Below are 14,811 nucleotides of genomic sequence, written 5' to 3'. Positions count from 1 at the left end.
TAAGATTATCTTAAAAACACTTTATTGTTATATTAATATTAACAATATCCAAATAGATTGTATATCGTCCTTTTAACAGATCGTTAGTGAAACAATGTTAATTTGATACTAACAATTTTCCTTATTACGTCCGAGCCTAACACCCTGTATCTGGAGCGTCGCATCCAGTGACCAGGTGCTCCCACTGTATTTTTTTCGTTAAACAAATCAAATGCAACTATATTTCATTCGTTGTTCTGTAGAATAGTTAGTAATTTGCAGCGTAAAACTACAGGTTATGGCAGATTACGTTTTATCCTCGGCGCAACTGAGCTATCAATACCCACAAGGTCCAACATTAGCCTTTCCCGACATACATATGCTCGAAAACCAGCACACCCTATTATTAGGCGACTCAGGACAGGGAAAAACCACTCTTCTGCATCTTTTAAGTGGTCTTTCTATTCCAACCACCGGCTCCATCAAATTGATGGCGCAAGACTTGTATAGTTTACGTGGTTCTGCCTTAGACGCCTTTCGTGCTAAAAATTTAGGATTTATTTTTCAAGAAGCACATCTGTTAAAAAACTTAACCGTTTTAGAAAATATTAAGCTCGCTCAAAGCTTAGCTAACAATTCTGTTAACACAGCCGAAGTCCTCACTATACTCGAGGTACTTCAGTTAAAGGATAAAGCTCACTCGCTTCCACAACACCTCAGTAGAGGACAGAAGCAACGTGTCGCCATAGCCCGTGCCCTCATTAACAGGCCGGCCTTATTGCTTGCCGATGAGCCTACCGCTTCGTTAGACGACTCCAACACAGCATTAGTACTACAATTACTTTTCGATAGCGCAGAAACCTATGGATCCACGTTACTTATTGCGACGCACGATAAACGAATAAAAGACCAATTTACCAACGCATATCAACTTTAGTCGTTATGAACAACTTGCAACTCGTTTGGAGAAATATCACCCAACAATGGGGTTCGACTATACTCAGCATACTTCTTACGTCCTTCGGCGTAGCCATTCTCTGTGTGATTTACATAACGGGAGATTCTTTCGAAAAACAATTGACAAACAATACGAAGAATATCGACCTTGTGGTAGGTGCAAAAGGAAGTCCACTCCAGCTAATTTTAAGCTCGCTCTATCACGTAGATAATCCCACAGGAAACATAAAACTGGATGACGCTCGTCAATTAGGCAATACTCCATTTGTAGAATTGGCTGTCCCCATATCACTTGGAGACAATTATAAAGGGCATCGTCTAATTGGAACCGAACCCAAATACCTACAGCTTTACGATTTATCTATCGAAAACGGGTCCTTGTGGACAAAACCTTTCGAAGCCGTAATCGGCAGCGAAGTGGCTAGAAAACGTCACCTTCAGAAAGGAGATACTTTTCATACGGCCCATGGATTAGCTGCAGAAGGCCATGTACACGACGAGCACCCCTTTCGTGTTGTTGGTGTATTAAAAAAGTCAAACTCCGTTGTTGATAATCTAATTCTATGCAATCTGGAAAGCGTGTGGGACGTGCATGGCATTACGCATGAAGGACACGACCATGATCACGACCATCCCCAGGACGACAATCATTCAGATAAAATCAACGACGAGGCCGCAAAAAAAATGGCATCAACAAACGAACACGATCACGATCATCACGCGCACACAAACGGGCCACATAATCATGCTGGCAACGGAGAAATTGTATCAGAACGACCTCGTGAAACATTTGTCAAGAGTATTGGTGATGATCTATTCGAAAGCCGAGGTGATGAAGTGACTGCTTTATTGATTAAATACGCTTCGCCGGCAGCGATGGGCATCGTTCCTCGTCTCGTCAACCAATCAACAGATATGCAGGCCGCTTCTCCTGCTTTGGAAAGCACTCGGTTATTTTCATTACTGGGCGTTGGATTAGATTCACTAGCGATCCTAGCTTATGTTATTATGTTCATAGCAGGTGTAAGCGTTTTTATAAGTTTGTATAATGCCCTAAAGGAGCGGAAATACGATTTGGCAATAATGCGTTCTATGGGAGCGTCCAAGACTAAACTTTTCACCCTCGTGTTAGTCGAAGGATTAGTAATTACATGTATAGGGGGAGTGATCGGCCTCTTGTTTGGCCATGCGACGTTATTCTTTATAAATCAACAGGCAAGTGAAACGGCGGATTTTCTAGAAGCATTTCACATAAATAGCAACGAATTATTCTTAATTTTGGCGGCTTGTTTAATTGGTATACTTGCCGCCGCAATTCCGGCAATGAAAGCATATAAGACCACCATTTCGACTATACTAGCAGATAAATAACATGATGAAACGAAATATTATTCTTATTCTATTTAGCATCCTAAGCATTGGAGTAACCCGCGCACAAGTCGGGCAATTTCCGGAAATGAACGTTCCGGACCATACACCAATGATGAATAGTACATGGGAGGCTATAGACAAAATGATGTACAAAGTGACTTATGAGGGCAATAAAAAGGTCTATACACCTACCTATCCTCCTGCTTTGAAATCACTAGAGAACAAAATTGTCGAATTACCGGGCTATCTCATACCTTTAAACAGCGGTAGGACACACAGCACATTCATGCTGTCGGTGTTACCAGTTATGCAATGTATGTTTTGTGGGACAAACGGTATTCCTCCCATGGTGGAAATCTTCATGAAAAATGGGTCGGTAAAATTTACAGAAGAGCCTATAAAGGTAAAAGGAAAAATGAAATTCAATCCAGAACCGTTAAAAGGAAATGCAGAGATTCAAATCATAGATGCTGTACTGCTTAAATAAGCAGATATAGACTAACTGCCACCTGCTATAGTCGATTTAACAACGAAATTTCAAGACAACTAGCGAGCGCAGCCGTTTCAGTACGCAGACGGCTGTTCCCTAACGAAACGGGCTTAAAACCCATTGACAGCGCTTCCGCAATCTCCGCTTCTGAGAAATCTCCTTCTGGACCAATCAAGAGTAAGTAACGATCGTTCCTACGGCATATATCAGACAAATATTGCTTATCTCCATCAGCACAATGTGCTATTGTCTTGACCGTATAAGCATCATCTAGATTGTGTCTCAAAAACTGGCGGAATGAAATTGCCGGATTAATTTTGGGTATATAGGCTTTTAAGGACTGCTTCATCGCAGAAACAGCAACCTTATGCAGTCGATCTGTTTTCACCTCCTTACGTTCGGAATGTTCCGCAATAATTGGTGTAAATTCTTGAATCCCTATCTCCGTTGCTTTTTCTAAAAACCACTCTATACGATCAATATTCTTAGTGGGTGCAACAGCCATATGCAGGTAGTAGGTAGGTTTACCGAACGCTTGCTCTACGCGCTGTACAGCCAATGTCGTTCGCTTTGGATGTGGATCGATTATTTCTGCATCGTACCATCCCCCACGCCCATCGACTAACTGTACACGATCAGTGACCTGCAGCCGAAGTACCCGCACTGCATGCTTACTTTCTTCCTCGTTTAATACAAACTGTGTATGGTGAGGCTCGAGGGTCGGCGTGTAGAATAAATGCATGACTTAATCTTCGTCAATATCGTCGTGCGGCGTTTCTACCAACTCCAATTTGACAAATTCTATGTTTTGTTGTGTCTTTTTAATAATGGTAAAAGAATAACCTTCAATCTCTTTAGTCTCTCCGACATCAGGTATCTTTTCAAAATAATGGCCGACTAATCCAGCAACGGTATCATAATCGGAGCTTTCTGGTAGTTCCAACGGAAGATAGCCATTAGCGTCGTGCACGCTCGCGCCCGCATCGACCATATACTCTGTCTCAGAAATACGTTCCACAACGGGCGTTTCTTCGTCGTATTCATCCTGAATTTCTCCCACCAATTCCTCTACAATATCTTCCAAAGTCACCATCCCGGCCGTACCACCAAATTCGTCCAAAACAATAGCGATCTGTATCCTCTTCTGTTGGAATTCAGTCATCAGGTCATTGATCTTTTTCGTTTCAGGAATAAAATAAGGCTTCCGCATGATGTCTTTGAGTACCACTTCTTTCCCTTTTACAATGATTGGAAGGATATCCTTGGTATGCACGATACCTACAATTTTATCGATATTATCGTCATAAATAGGAATCCGGGAATACCCTTCTTCCGTCACGGTATTGATGAAGTCTTCCGCCGTATCGGCCACCTCTATAGCTACAATTTTAGTACGTGGCACCATGATGTTTTTTACAATGCGCTCGTTAAAATCAAACACGTTTTTAATCAACTCGTGTTCCGCATTATTCAATGCACCACTTTCTTTTCCCTTTTCCAATAAATATTGTAATTCTTCCGACGAGTGGTTTGCTTCGTGCCCTTGCACTTCTATCCCCATCAAACGCAATAAAAAATTGGCAAAACCGTTCAATATCCAAATAATCGGCTTAAAAATGTAGTAAAAAAACTGTAATGGGGCAGCAATGCGCATCGTTGTGGCCACAGGACGCTGTATAGCGATCGATTTAGGAGCTAATTCACCAAAAACGATGTGTAGGAATGTAATAATGCTAAAGGCCAGCACATGTCCCAAATTTTTCGCAATAGTTCCCGTCAATTCAATGTCAAAAAGACCGAATATCTTGTGTACAATCTCGGTCATAACAGCTTCTCCTACCCACCCAAGAGCAAGAGAAGCTAATGTGATACCGAGCTGTGTAGCAGCTAAATAACCGTCGAGATGTTCTGTAATATTCTTTGCAATTTTTGCGACTTTACTTCCTGATTTTGCCTGCAGTTCGATTTGCGAAGCTCTGACCTTAACAATAGCGAATTCCGCCGCTACGAAAAAACCATTAGCTAAAACCAAAAATATAGTCCAAAAAACGTCAACGGCCATGTTAGAACTTATTTATTTCCGAATTCTTTCTTATACAATTCGATGCTTTCCAAAAGAATTTCTTGGGCACGCTCGCGTCCATGTAGGCCCTCCACCACCACAGATTTCTTTTCAAGCGCCTTATAGCTTTCAAAAAATTGCACGATTTCTTTCATCACATGCGGAGCCAATTGCTCAATATCCGTAATATAATTATAAATAGGATCGTTTTTCGCTACAGCGATGATCTTGTCGTCTTGTTCGCCACCGTCAACCATATTCATGACACCAATAACCTTTGCTTCCACCAAGGTCATAGGCAAAATATCGACAGAACAAATGACTAAGATATCTAACGGATCTTTGTCATCACAATAAGTCTGCGGAATAAAACCATAATTGGCCGGATAAACGACAGAAGAACTCAAAACACGATCTAATAGCAGCAGACCTGTTTCCTTGTCCAGTTCATATTTTCCCTTTGAACCGTTTGTAATTTCAATAATCGCATTTACGGAATTTGGCACATCGCTCCCAGGAGCTATTTGATGCCAAGGATGTTGTTTACTCATTAACTAATATTACTGTTTGTTTTGTTTTCTTTCTTACTTTTAAGCCAACGTTTTAGTAAAGCAATAACAATGGGTAAGAACGCTATTACGATCAGACCTACAATGATATACTCTACATAATTAATAATTGTCGGAAACTTTACCCCTAAAAAATACCCAGTCAACGTCAGCAAGCTCGCCCACAAAAACGCGCCTACGACATTATAAATGACGAATTTTCTAAAGTTTAGTTTGACGACACCGGCAAATATAGGTGCAAATGTACGAATAATCGGAACAAACCGTCCAATGATCAGTGCAGTTCCACCGTATTTTTGATAGAATTCTTCCGCCATAATGACGTACTTACGTTTGAAAAGAAGGGAATCCTTACGTTTAAACAGAACAGGGCCTGTTCGATAGCCAAACCAGTACCCTGTGAAATTCCCCAAAATACCCGCCGCTAGAATACCCAAATACATAGTGGTAATGTCTACGTCGATTTTACCCAGCGCACAAAAAAGACCGGCTAAAAACAACAAATAATCTCCCGGCAGAAAAAAACCAAAGAAGAGTCCCGTTTCCGCGAAGACAATCAATACAACAATATAGAATCCTCCATGACTAAGCAAATACTCCGGATCCATCAATTGCTGAAAGGACAGCCACAAATCTTGCATATATTCTATTTAATCGAGTGTGTCCCGATGACTTCGGAGATAGAAAAGCAAAAAGGACCGCGCTCTTCTCTAGGAAAATCATAGGTGGCCAACTTACTTACTCTAGACATCTCTTTGAATTTAATAACTTTCTGATATTATGAATTCGAGGTACTTGTCACTCTAGATATAGCTTCGCGAATACGTTCCGCAATAGATATCATTTCCTCGCTTGACAAAGACAGTTTCGGCCGGGCGAAATTCATATCATCCACTTGATTTAAGGGGATCAAATGTATATGTGCATGTGCCACTTCCAATCCTACGACAGCAACACCAACTTTACGGCACGGAAAAACGCGTTGAATACCTTGAGCAACTATCTTCGCAAAGACCCACATTCCCATATATTCATCATCGTGAATATCAAAAATATAATCGGTTTCCTTTTTCGGTATCACTAAGACGTGTCCTTGCGTCAATGGGTTGACATCTAAAAACGCCAAATAGTCATTGCTTTCCGCTACTTTATATGCAGGTATCTCACCTGATACGATCTTTGAAAAAATTGTGGACATACCCTATCTTATTAAGAATAACAACAAACTTAGATAAATTTGCTTTTATATGCAATTAAATCCGATCCAATATGAGCCCAATACCTGTACATGTTATATAAATTTATACAAAAGAAACAATTCTTAAACAACAATAGGCACCAGCTAACGTTCTTTTACCTTTACCGAACCGACAGCTTAGACTAAAACAACGGAAAGAATGAAATAGACACACGCGTTTCAACCAAACTTTCGTACTACATTAGATTATTGACACGCATAAAATTCTTGATGTCCACAAAAAAACGGTCGCTGATCGCGACCGTTTACGTATATTACTCTCTAAATTATGTGCGGTTATGGCAATACCGCACATAACCTTTACGCTTTTATCTAGAGATTTCTAAGATCTCAAACTCTAACACACCCGCTGGTGCCTCTATTTGAGCTACCTCCCCTACAGACTTCCCTAACAAACCTTGAGCGATTGGAGACTTAACCGAAATCTTACCGGATTTTAGATCGGCCTCTGTTTCAGAAACCAACTGATAAGTCATCACGGCGTTGTTTTTCTTGTTCTTGATCTTTACGTAGGATAACGCCAAGACTTTCGATGTGTCTAACGTGGATTCGTCGATCAAACGGGCACTGGCCAATACCTCTTCGAGTTTGGCAATTTTAGCTTCGTGTAAACCCTGAGCTTCCTTCGCTGCATCGTATTCAGCATTCTCCGATAAATCGCCCTTGTCTCTTGCCTCCGCAATCGCTTTAGCAATATTAGCTCTACCTTCCGTTTTTAGATGCTGCAGCTCCTGCTTCAGCTTATCTAATCCTTCTTGCGTGTAATAAGTTACTTCTGCCATATTTATTTACCTATATTTATTTCCAAAAAAAACAAAAAAAAGACAAGACCACACCGCCCTTCAGCAGGACAACATGGTCTTGTTCGTTGATTGCTAAGATAGCGATCAACTTTTATAAAACCAAATTTCTTTTTATTCCTCTTCGTCCGTATCCACGAATTTGTATCCTAACCCACGTACTGTCTGCAGGTAATGAGGTTTATCCGGATTTGTCTCAATTTTCTTACGCAAGCGCACAACGTGCATGTCCAGTGTCCGCGTGTTGACGTTCGAGCTGTATCCCCAAACAACCTCCATTAACTCCTCGCGCGTAATCTCTTTCCCCACATTTTGTAGAAAATAGAGCAGTATCCTATTTTCTAAAATAGTCAACTCGATCTTTCTTCCATCCCGAATGAGTGAGTGAATGTTAGGATGATGCTCGGTCTGTCCAAAGGTATAGATATCATTATTCTTCGGAAGAAAAAAACGTACCTTGTTCTCAATCATGGCCACTAGGACATCCATATTAAATGGCTTCGTAATATAGTCCGTAACACCATAAGCATACGCATCTATTTTGTCTACGTCCTGCGATTTAGCGGTCATCATGATAATGATGTTCTCAAAACCAGCTTGACGAACGGCTTCACAAACTTCTATCCCCTCCTTGCCCGGCAGCATCCAATCCAGCAAAACGACGGCAGGCTTTTGCTGCAAAATTATGTCTTCCGCTTCTAAGCCGTTAGAAGCTTGGACAACTTTGTATCCTTCTGTCAGCAAACGATGGGCTACCAGAAATCGTAAATTTTCGTCGTCTTCGACTACCGCAATGGTGATATCTTTACTCATAATACTTCTTAATTCTTTTTTGGCCCCAACGGAAAAAGCAAGGTGAACGTGGTGCTTTGGCCAACTACACTTTCTACCTTGATTTCTCCTCCCATAAAATCAACAATTTCTTTACAAAATGCCAGTCCCAAACCTATGCTGCCTTGTTGATTAAATTGGTTCTTAACTCGATAAAATTTTTTAAAAATACTATTAAATTCCTTTTTATTTATACCAATACCCTGATCTTTAAATTTTATAACAAAATTCTTTTTGTTTTGTTGCACATCAATATGCAGAAATTTCCGTTGTGGTTCCGAATATTTATATGCATTATCAATGAGGTTTTGGAATACACTCAACAATAACGTCGTATCAACAACCATATTGTTTTGGACATCGATATGATAGGAAAAGTTTAAATCTGGATATTTTAATTTGACAGCTTCGAAAATCGGTTCACAAAACTCTTCCACATGTACCTCTTCCTTGTTTGGCTTAATGGATTTATTCTCAATCTGCGCAAATGAAAGTAGTTTATTCATCAGGCTATTCAGCTTATCTGCCTCCTGATCAAGTATTTTACCGTACATCCGCTGTTCCTCCGTCGACAGCTTCTCCGAGCTCTGTATATTATTGCCTGCGATTTTGATAACGCTCACCGGCGTCTTAAACTCATGTGTCAGATTATTTATAAAATCATACTGCAATTGAAATAACTTGCCGTTTATCGTAATATTACGATAAATGAGATACGCAATAAAAATCAAGATCAAATAGATTATAGAGATACCTAAACTCACCGGAAGAAACCGCCGGTTGATCTCTTTATTAATAAACCCTTCCGAACTGGTGTACTGCAGTTTATAATCAGATAGAGCTCCAGGAAGAGGTAGCTCTGTTTCTAAGTAAAAATGCTGATCAGTAACCCGTCCTGATACAATCGGTAAAATCTCAATCTTTTCATAAAGGTTCGCTGCCACGTTTTTGATTTGTAATCTACTCGGATTAATCAAAAACATGAACATGTCTTGATCATACGATACAATAGGATTGTCGGAGGAAGACATCATTCGCTTATAAGCCAATAAATCAGAGATTCGTGGGATATTCATATACGACACTTTTCCCGCATTCATCGTATAGAACACCTTATAAATGTCGTTGTCAGACATCCGGGTCGAGTCACTGACTCGATCTAGAAATCCGACAAATTTCAAAACCATGCTATTGAAGTCTTCCACAAATGCGCGCGTTTCATTGCTTTCTTTCCGTTGAGCAATAAGCCTGTTTTCCGCGTCTAAGGCAAAAGAGATAACACTCTTGGGATAAATCAATAAATGGTTATATTTGATCCCTGACTCTATAGAATCGGAGTTCGTCACTGTTACATCATAAAAAAGAACACGTTCTACAAATGCATTTCTACGAATAATATCGTTGACATATGCCGCTGCTTTGACAGAATCCAAATAGCCTTGATAATACGATATTTCAGGAATCTTGTCATTGAAAAATTCATTGAAAGGCTGCACCGATTGATCGAAAATTTCTACCTTTCTGTTATTGAATTCAGATTCAATAAAATTTGCTATCATAGACCGTGCAGCCAACATAGCCACTACAAAAAGAATCGTAACAAGAACCACGAATGCAATCAGCAAACCAAAATTTTTGCGGTATTTCAACTGATTATATCCCATGTCTTATTGCAAGTAGTCCTTAAGAAAGGCTTCTACTTCTTGATAATAGTTTATAATATTCTCTTCACTCTTAAACCGCCGACCTTCATCTTCTCTATATATATACTTAATCGGTACGTTATTGTTTTTCAGCTTTTGAACAAACTGATTAGCATCTGTCAATGAACTAAACCTATCATTTCCTCCCTGCGCAAACAAAACCGGGATCTTGACCTTATCAGCATGAAAAACAGGCGAGATGGCTTTAAACATTTCATATTCTTTACTCGGATTCCCAATGATGTTATAGAACAAGCGAACATATTGCTGCTGGTGGGGAGGAATTTCCTTAAAATAAGTAAACAAATTCGTATAACCCGACATCGATACTGCACATCTATAAAAAGACGAATTGTATGTAGCCGCATGTAAAGCAGAATACCCCCCAAATCCACTGCCCATAATCGCAACTCGATTTTTGTCAACGATACCTTGATGAATCAACCAGGTGACACCATCAATAATATCAGATTGAATCTTTCCGCCCCACTCTTTAAAACCAGATGCCCAAAACTTTTTACCATATCCTGCGGATCCCCTATAGTTTAGTTGAAACACGAGATACCCTCGGTCTGCCAAAAATTGCACTTCCTCATCAAAGTCGATACTCTCCCTCCTATACGGACCATCGTGGACCAATACGACAACCGGCAACCCTTCTCGGCTTCGGGTACGTGGATACGTAAGGTATCCATGAAGCGTTAGTCCGTCACGACTTTGAAAGCTGATCGGCTCTTTAGGGGACAAAGTTGCCTTAGACAACTTCGGATTGATGTCTGTTAATAGGTTAACAATATTCTTACTTGCATCATAAAAATAGATTCCGCCCGCATGTACATCCGTATAAATTTTGACAATCCATCGGTTTAAACTGGTATCGGTATCCAATATATCAATAGATTGCCCTTTGAATTGTGCAGATAGTTTTTCAAAATTACGCCGAAACTGTACGTCAAAAAAGTGTTTCTCAGGTTTATCAACAGTGTATTGACTAAACACCATGGTTTGCAAGTTATCAGAATATCCAGCAGATTCCAGATCGACTTCCTCATTACTATACAAGACGCGCTCTTCCCGACCTTCGGCTGCATTGTACTCCACCAATGCCAGTTTATCGCGTCCGTGATTGGATAAAGCGTAGATGTGACTTGCCGATCCTTTGACGAAACCTAAGGGCTGAATCTGAGTCTGATAGTCCGTGACCGTCACCTGCTTAAAGGGTCCCTTCCCGTCCGGTCGGTACAAAATACTCTCCTGCACGCTGTCACTCGTCACCGCTAATCGAACTTTGCCATCCGGAGATGCGAACCAATTCGAAACGTTCCCCGGATTTTGCGTAACCAATTGAGGCGTAGAACCGTCCACAAACACTTTATACAAATCAAACACGGTGGAATCCCTATCATTCAACGAAGCCAATAAATAGTTCCCGTGCAGGGTTTGCGGGGCTAACCAACGCAGTCGAGCCTTCTTGGAAGGAAATAGTGGTGTAGATCGCTCCGTGCTGATGTTGATAGAGAACAAACGTAAACTATCTCCAGGTGAATGACTATTGGAATAAATAATCAAAGAGTCTGATGCCCAAAAAAAATATTGAACGTTCATAGCCGATTGATAGGTCAGCTGTTTTGATTTTTTCTTATCCTCCACATCTAAAACGAAGATATTCTTACAATGGTCATCAACACCCAAATAAGCAATCTTCCTACCATCAGGAGAAATTTTAAAATTACTCTTTTCTGGTTTTACAAAAAAGTCCTCCACAGGTATTAGGTCATTGGCGTGCTGTCTATACCCACACGAAATCGAAACACAAAACACACAGACGAAAAACACCCAAGGCAAAAATCTAAACATATACTAATCCTATTCCACTTCAAATATTGCTAATTTTTACTAATATACCGAATATGCAACCTTATTTTTACAGGCAACCTTCTGCAGTCGAGGCGAACAACCTTTGCCGGCTATACCTGCACAAAGCTTTCTCGCCCGCTCGTCGAAACTTCAGTTATTTTTGTACTTTCGCATATGATTTTATACAATATTTCTATCATAGTCGAGGACAGCAATCATGATCAACTATATACTTGGTTGAGAAAAAAACTTCAGGAATCAACTTACGACGTCCAACTTCTTAAGATGTTGGAGTCCCCTCACGAAGGAACAACATACTGTGTGCAGTATGTCGCGGCAGATGAACAGCAGCTAGCGAGCTTCCAACAAGAGATCGTTCCCATGTTACACCTTTATATTACAGCAAACCATTCAGAAAAAGCCTTTCTGTTCGAAAGCAAAATGCAATATCTTATATTGAATTAGACGATTCTTATCGATCGTCTCGCTTAGCATAATTGGGATTATAGGTGATCTTCGGAGACAGATAATGCAAGAGCACTAAGCGGGAATAACGTAAATTAAAAGGAGCGAAAAGTAAAATAGCCGCAAAAAGCACCCCAATATACACCCAGGGAGACTCGCTCTTGGTCAAAAAAGCAGTCGCAAGCCCTAAACTCACTACCTCTGCGACGGAAAATGCATAGCTGACATACATCGCAGCATAAAAATAACCAGGTTCCACCTCGAACTTTAACCCACAATGCGGACAATGTTCATGCATCCGCTGTTTTCGCATGCCGTAAATAGGTCCTTCAAAGACTTTTCCTATTCGACAACGCGGGCACTTCGATTGTATCAATGCACTAAACTTAGAAGGGGTCATGACAAATGATTATTTCTCAAAAGGTGAAATTTGCTTTGTTTGCGCTTTGCGGTATTTTTTGTACCAAAGAAGACCAATTCCCACAGTGATCAAATATGGAATAGCCAACAAAAAAAGAATACCGTCGTTCAGTCCCTTGCCTTGCGTATTTCCATTTGTCGTGCCATTCTCAGCATTTAAACTACACATAGCACATTGTGCAGCGGCGTCCCTATAAAAAAAGAGGCCAAGGATCAACAACGTGGTGACAAATACAGGAATTGATCGTTTTGAAATCATAATACAAATGTACCTAAAATAGTCTAATACTCCTATTTTGAACAACGCATACAACTAGAGTAACACATTGAACTTTTCCCAAAAGCCGTCCATTGGTAAAGCGGCCTCTATGTAAATAGGTTCCTCCTTAATCGGATGAATAAATGTTAATGCTCTAGAATGTAGACATATCGTCCGACGCAAGCTCCCTCGCGGATAACCGTACTTATTATCGCCCACGATGGGACAATTCATGTAGGCGAGTTGGCAACGAATCTGATGGGTACGTCCGGTCAATGGGATCACCTTAAGTAAGGTGTATCCTTCTACTTCACCTAGAACTTCATAGTCAAGCTGAGCGAAACTTCCACCTTTTACTTCCCGATCATAAGCTTTCGTGATCATCTTTTTCCGATCACGGAGCAACCAATTTTTTATTGTTCCTTGCGATTGTGGCGGACGGTTGCGCACAACAGCAAGGTATGTTTTCGACACTTTACGGTCGTGGAACAGACGGTTCATTCGATCGAGTCCCTTGCTGGTTTTCGCAAAAAGAATCATACCACTTACCGGTCGATCCAAACGATGAATCACGCCGACAAAAGCACCATTAGGTTTTTGGTATTTCTTTACCAGGTATTCTTTCACCATGTCCTCCATGGATTTATCTCCAGTGTTGTCCACTTGCACGATGTCACCAGCTCGCTTGTTAATGGCGATGTAGTGATTATCCTCATAGATAACGTCCTTATCTGTTATATGCATTGTCTTTTCCAAAAATAAACCGCTTCTTTACGTAAGCCTTCAATCGTCATCTATTTAATCGAATCTTGAGCCGCTCGATCTTGTTCCTTTTGCCGCTTTTTAAAATAACCTCGGAATAAGAAATTGCTTTGCAAAGCTTGCATATTATCGTCAAGCTTTTCCGTACTCGAGTTTAAATTCTGCAAAATCTGTTTAATCTCCGCTGCGACCTCTGGATCATTAGTCAAAACACCAATAGCATTATCTTTATCATTCAGCCGAGCGGAGGTCGCGTTCAAATTGGCCATGAGCGCGGAAGCCGTTTGTGTAACTCCTTGTAATTGCGCCGCAGATTCCCGCAAGCTTGCAAAGACGGCCGTATCGGTAGTCAAATCATGAATCAGTCCTTGATTGCTGTTTAGTTTATTCATCAAAATAGCCAAATTTGCCGACGCCTTATTAGCATCGGACATGACCTTGTTTAAAGAGTTAACCGACCCCTTCAAAGACAATGCAATCGTCGAATCGGTCATCAATGCTCCTACTGTACCCTTCCCTTCTACCATCTGCTTCGAAAGCACTGCAAAATTTTTCGTGATCTCCACGAGATTCTCATTATTGGTTTGCAGCGTTGCAAACATAGCGTCGGTATCGGTTCCACCAACCGATTTCAAGACATCGCCGTCCTTAATCGGCGAAGCTTTGTCCGAACCGCCAACTAAACTCACAATCGCATTACCGATCAACCCATCAGAACCCAATTTAGCGACTACATCTTCTCGAATAAACTCACTGGATTTCTCCTCAATATGCATGACCACTTTTACGTCGTCAATACTCTGAAATTTGATCTCCTTGACAATCCCCACCTTCACGCCGGAGAACCATACGTTATTTCCGACTTTCAGACCCTTCACATCGTGAAAATAGGTCGTAACAACCAAGTTCTTACTGAATTTATTTTGTTGGGTACCCAATACTAGAATTCCCGCTACTAGAATAACTAGGCCGATTAAAACAAATAAACCAACCGTAAGCGTACGCTTTCTTTCGTTTGCACTCATATA

The 14,811-nt window shown here is 40.7% G+C and carries 17 protein-coding genes; 4 read left to right on the top strand and 13 right to left on the bottom strand.

The window, feature by feature from the left end:
• Positions 1-277: 277 nt before the first annotated feature.
• From ACFSR5_RS12380 to ACFSR5_RS12370, 3 genes are read left to right on the top strand one after another with little or no spacing between them, the layout of a single operon-like run.
• Positions 278-916 (top strand): ABC transporter ATP-binding protein, encoded by a 639-nt coding sequence (locus tag ACFSR5_RS12380; RefSeq protein WP_380904198.1) that lies wholly within the window; start codon positions 278-280, stop codon positions 914-916.
• A gap of 5 nt (positions 917-921) precedes the next feature.
• Positions 922-2,307 carry an ABC transporter permease gene (locus ACFSR5_RS12375; RefSeq protein WP_380904196.1) on the top strand — a complete coding sequence of 462 codons (1,386 nt, stop codon included), beginning with the start codon at positions 922-924 and terminating at the stop codon, positions 2,305-2,307.
• Between the two features lies 1 nt (position 2,308).
• Entirely contained in the window at positions 2,309-2,794 is a 486-nt protein-coding gene (locus tag ACFSR5_RS12370) for a hypothetical protein (protein ID WP_380904194.1), read from the top strand.
• Between the two features lie 25 nt (positions 2,795-2,819).
• Here ACFSR5_RS12370 and ACFSR5_RS12365 read toward each other — a convergent pair whose 3' ends face one another.
• The 9 genes from ACFSR5_RS12365 to ACFSR5_RS12325 form a co-directional block, all read right to left on the bottom strand.
• Positions 2,820-3,539, bottom strand: coding sequence for a 16S rRNA (uracil(1498)-N(3))-methyltransferase (locus ACFSR5_RS12365; RefSeq protein ID WP_380904192.1), 720 nt, complete (start codon positions 3,537-3,539; stop codon positions 2,820-2,822).
• Positions 3,540-3,542: 3 nt separating this feature from the next.
• Positions 3,543-4,859: a hemolysin family protein gene (locus ACFSR5_RS12360; protein WP_380904190.1), complete on the bottom strand. Its 1,317-nt coding sequence runs from the start codon at positions 4,857-4,859 to the stop codon at positions 3,543-3,545.
• An 8-nt stretch (positions 4,860-4,867) separates the two neighbouring features.
• Positions 4,868-5,410 carry an inorganic diphosphatase gene (locus ACFSR5_RS12355; protein WP_380904188.1) on the bottom strand — a complete coding sequence of 181 codons (543 nt, stop codon included), beginning with the start codon at positions 5,408-5,410 and terminating at the stop codon, positions 4,868-4,870.
• Positions 5,410-6,069, bottom strand: a complete 660-nt coding sequence (locus ACFSR5_RS12350) for a DedA family protein (protein ID WP_380904187.1) — start codon at positions 6,067-6,069, stop codon at positions 5,410-5,412. Before ACFSR5_RS12350 ends, ACFSR5_RS12355 begins: the two co-directional genes overlap by 1 nt.
• A 137-nt stretch (positions 6,070-6,206) precedes the next feature.
• Complete coding sequence (locus ACFSR5_RS12345) at positions 6,207-6,626, bottom strand: HIT family protein (protein WP_380904185.1); 420 nt, start codon at positions 6,624-6,626, stop codon at positions 6,207-6,209.
• 368 nt (positions 6,627-6,994) lie between these two features.
• Positions 6,995-7,468 (bottom strand): transcription elongation factor GreA, encoded by a 474-nt coding sequence (gene greA / locus ACFSR5_RS12340; protein ID WP_380904183.1) that lies wholly within the window; start codon positions 7,466-7,468, stop codon positions 6,995-6,997.
• A gap of 132 nt (positions 7,469-7,600) precedes the next feature.
• Positions 7,601-8,299, bottom strand: a complete 699-nt coding sequence (locus tag ACFSR5_RS12335; RefSeq protein WP_380904181.1) for a response regulator transcription factor — start codon at positions 8,297-8,299, stop codon at positions 7,601-7,603.
• A gap of 8 nt (positions 8,300-8,307) precedes the next feature.
• Positions 8,308-9,981 carry a sensor histidine kinase gene (locus tag ACFSR5_RS12330; RefSeq protein WP_380904179.1) on the bottom strand — a complete coding sequence of 558 codons (1,674 nt, stop codon included), beginning with the start codon at positions 9,979-9,981 and terminating at the stop codon, positions 8,308-8,310.
• Positions 9,982-9,984: 3 nt separating this feature from the next.
• A complete protein-coding gene (locus ACFSR5_RS12325) occupies positions 9,985-11,784 on the bottom strand; it encodes a S9 family peptidase (protein ID WP_380904177.1) in 1,800 nt (599 codons plus the stop codon).
• A gap of 267 nt (positions 11,785-12,051) precedes the next feature.
• Here ACFSR5_RS12325 and ACFSR5_RS12320 point away from each other — a divergent pair, with 267 nt between their 5' ends.
• Positions 12,052-12,342 carry a DUF4286 family protein gene (locus tag ACFSR5_RS12320; protein WP_380904175.1) on the top strand — a complete coding sequence of 97 codons (291 nt, stop codon included), beginning with the start codon at positions 12,052-12,054 and terminating at the stop codon, positions 12,340-12,342.
• 7 nt (positions 12,343-12,349) lie between these two features.
• Here ACFSR5_RS12320 and ACFSR5_RS12315 read toward each other — a convergent pair whose 3' ends face one another.
• The 4 genes from ACFSR5_RS12315 to ACFSR5_RS12300 are packed head-to-tail and all read right to left on the bottom strand — an operon-like array spanning position 12,350 to position 14,808.
• On the bottom strand, positions 12,350-12,742 hold the full coding sequence (locus ACFSR5_RS12315) for a DUF983 domain-containing protein (RefSeq protein WP_380904173.1): 393 nt from the start codon (positions 12,740-12,742) through the stop codon (positions 12,350-12,352).
• A gap of 9 nt (positions 12,743-12,751) precedes the next feature.
• Positions 12,752-13,021 carry a hypothetical protein gene (locus ACFSR5_RS12310; RefSeq protein ID WP_380904171.1) on the bottom strand — a complete coding sequence of 90 codons (270 nt, stop codon included), beginning with the start codon at positions 13,019-13,021 and terminating at the stop codon, positions 12,752-12,754.
• A 54-nt stretch (positions 13,022-13,075) separates the two neighbouring features.
• Complete coding sequence (locus ACFSR5_RS12305; protein ID WP_380904169.1) at positions 13,076-13,765, bottom strand: RluA family pseudouridine synthase; 690 nt, start codon at positions 13,763-13,765, stop codon at positions 13,076-13,078.
• A 50-nt stretch (positions 13,766-13,815) separates the two neighbouring features.
• Positions 13,816-14,808, bottom strand: coding sequence for an MlaD family protein (locus ACFSR5_RS12300; protein ID WP_380904167.1), 993 nt, complete (start codon positions 14,806-14,808; stop codon positions 13,816-13,818).
• Between the last annotated feature and the right edge of the window lie 3 nt (positions 14,809-14,811).

The sequence above is a fragment of the Sphingobacterium suaedae genome (genome assembly GCF_042684625.1).
GTDB lineage: Bacteria > Bacteroidota > Bacteroidia > Sphingobacteriales > Sphingobacteriaceae > Sphingobacterium > Sphingobacterium suaedae.
This window is presented reverse-complemented; position numbering and strand designations above follow the sequence as displayed.

What these genes read in the sequence shown, in the direction of transcription:
- ACFSR5_RS12315 (WP_380904173.1), bottom strand. Translation starts at nt 12,742, where the DNA reads ATGACCCCTTCTAAGTTTAGTGCATTGATACAATCGAAGTGCCCGCGT.
- ACFSR5_RS12365 (WP_380904192.1), bottom strand. Translation starts at nt 3,539, where the DNA reads ATGCATTTATTCTACACGCCGACCCTCGAGCCTCACCATACACAGTTT.
- ACFSR5_RS12320 (WP_380904175.1), top strand. Translation starts at nt 12,052, where the DNA reads ATGATTTTATACAATATTTCTATCATAGTCGAGGACAGCAATCATGAT.
- ACFSR5_RS12375 (WP_380904196.1), top strand. Translation starts at nt 922, where the DNA reads ATGAACAACTTGCAACTCGTTTGGAGAAATATCACCCAACAATGGGGT.
- ACFSR5_RS12335 (WP_380904181.1), bottom strand. Translation starts at nt 8,299, where the DNA reads ATGAGTAAAGATATCACCATTGCGGTAGTCGAAGACGACGAAAATTTA.
- ACFSR5_RS12345 (WP_380904185.1), bottom strand. Translation starts at nt 6,626, where the DNA reads ATGTCCACAATTTTTTCAAAGATCGTATCAGGTGAGATACCTGCATAT.
- greA (WP_380904183.1), bottom strand. Translation starts at nt 7,468, where the DNA reads ATGGCAGAAGTAACTTATTACACGCAAGAAGGATTAGATAAGCTGAAG.
- ACFSR5_RS12380 (WP_380904198.1), top strand. Translation starts at nt 278, where the DNA reads ATGGCAGATTACGTTTTATCCTCGGCGCAACTGAGCTATCAATACCCA.
- ACFSR5_RS12330 (WP_380904179.1), bottom strand. Translation starts at nt 9,981, where the DNA reads ATGGGATATAATCAGTTGAAATACCGCAAAAATTTTGGTTTGCTGATT.
- ACFSR5_RS12350 (WP_380904187.1), bottom strand. Translation starts at nt 6,069, where the DNA reads ATGCAAGATTTGTGGCTGTCCTTTCAGCAATTGATGGATCCGGAGTAT.
- ACFSR5_RS12360 (WP_380904190.1), bottom strand. Translation starts at nt 4,859, where the DNA reads ATGGCCGTTGACGTTTTTTGGACTATATTTTTGGTTTTAGCTAATGGT.
- ACFSR5_RS12300 (WP_380904167.1), bottom strand. Translation starts at nt 14,808, where the DNA reads ATGAGTGCAAACGAAAGAAAGCGTACGCTTACGGTTGGTTTATTTGTT.
- ACFSR5_RS12310 (WP_380904171.1), bottom strand. Translation starts at nt 13,021, where the DNA reads ATGATTTCAAAACGATCAATTCCTGTATTTGTCACCACGTTGTTGATC.
- ACFSR5_RS12370 (WP_380904194.1), top strand. Translation starts at nt 2,309, where the DNA reads ATGATGAAACGAAATATTATTCTTATTCTATTTAGCATCCTAAGCATT.
- ACFSR5_RS12305 (WP_380904169.1), bottom strand. Translation starts at nt 13,765, where the DNA reads ATGCATATAACAGATAAGGACGTTATCTATGAGGATAATCACTACATC.
- ACFSR5_RS12355 (WP_380904188.1), bottom strand. Translation starts at nt 5,410, where the DNA reads ATGAGTAAACAACATCCTTGGCATCAAATAGCTCCTGGGAGCGATGTG.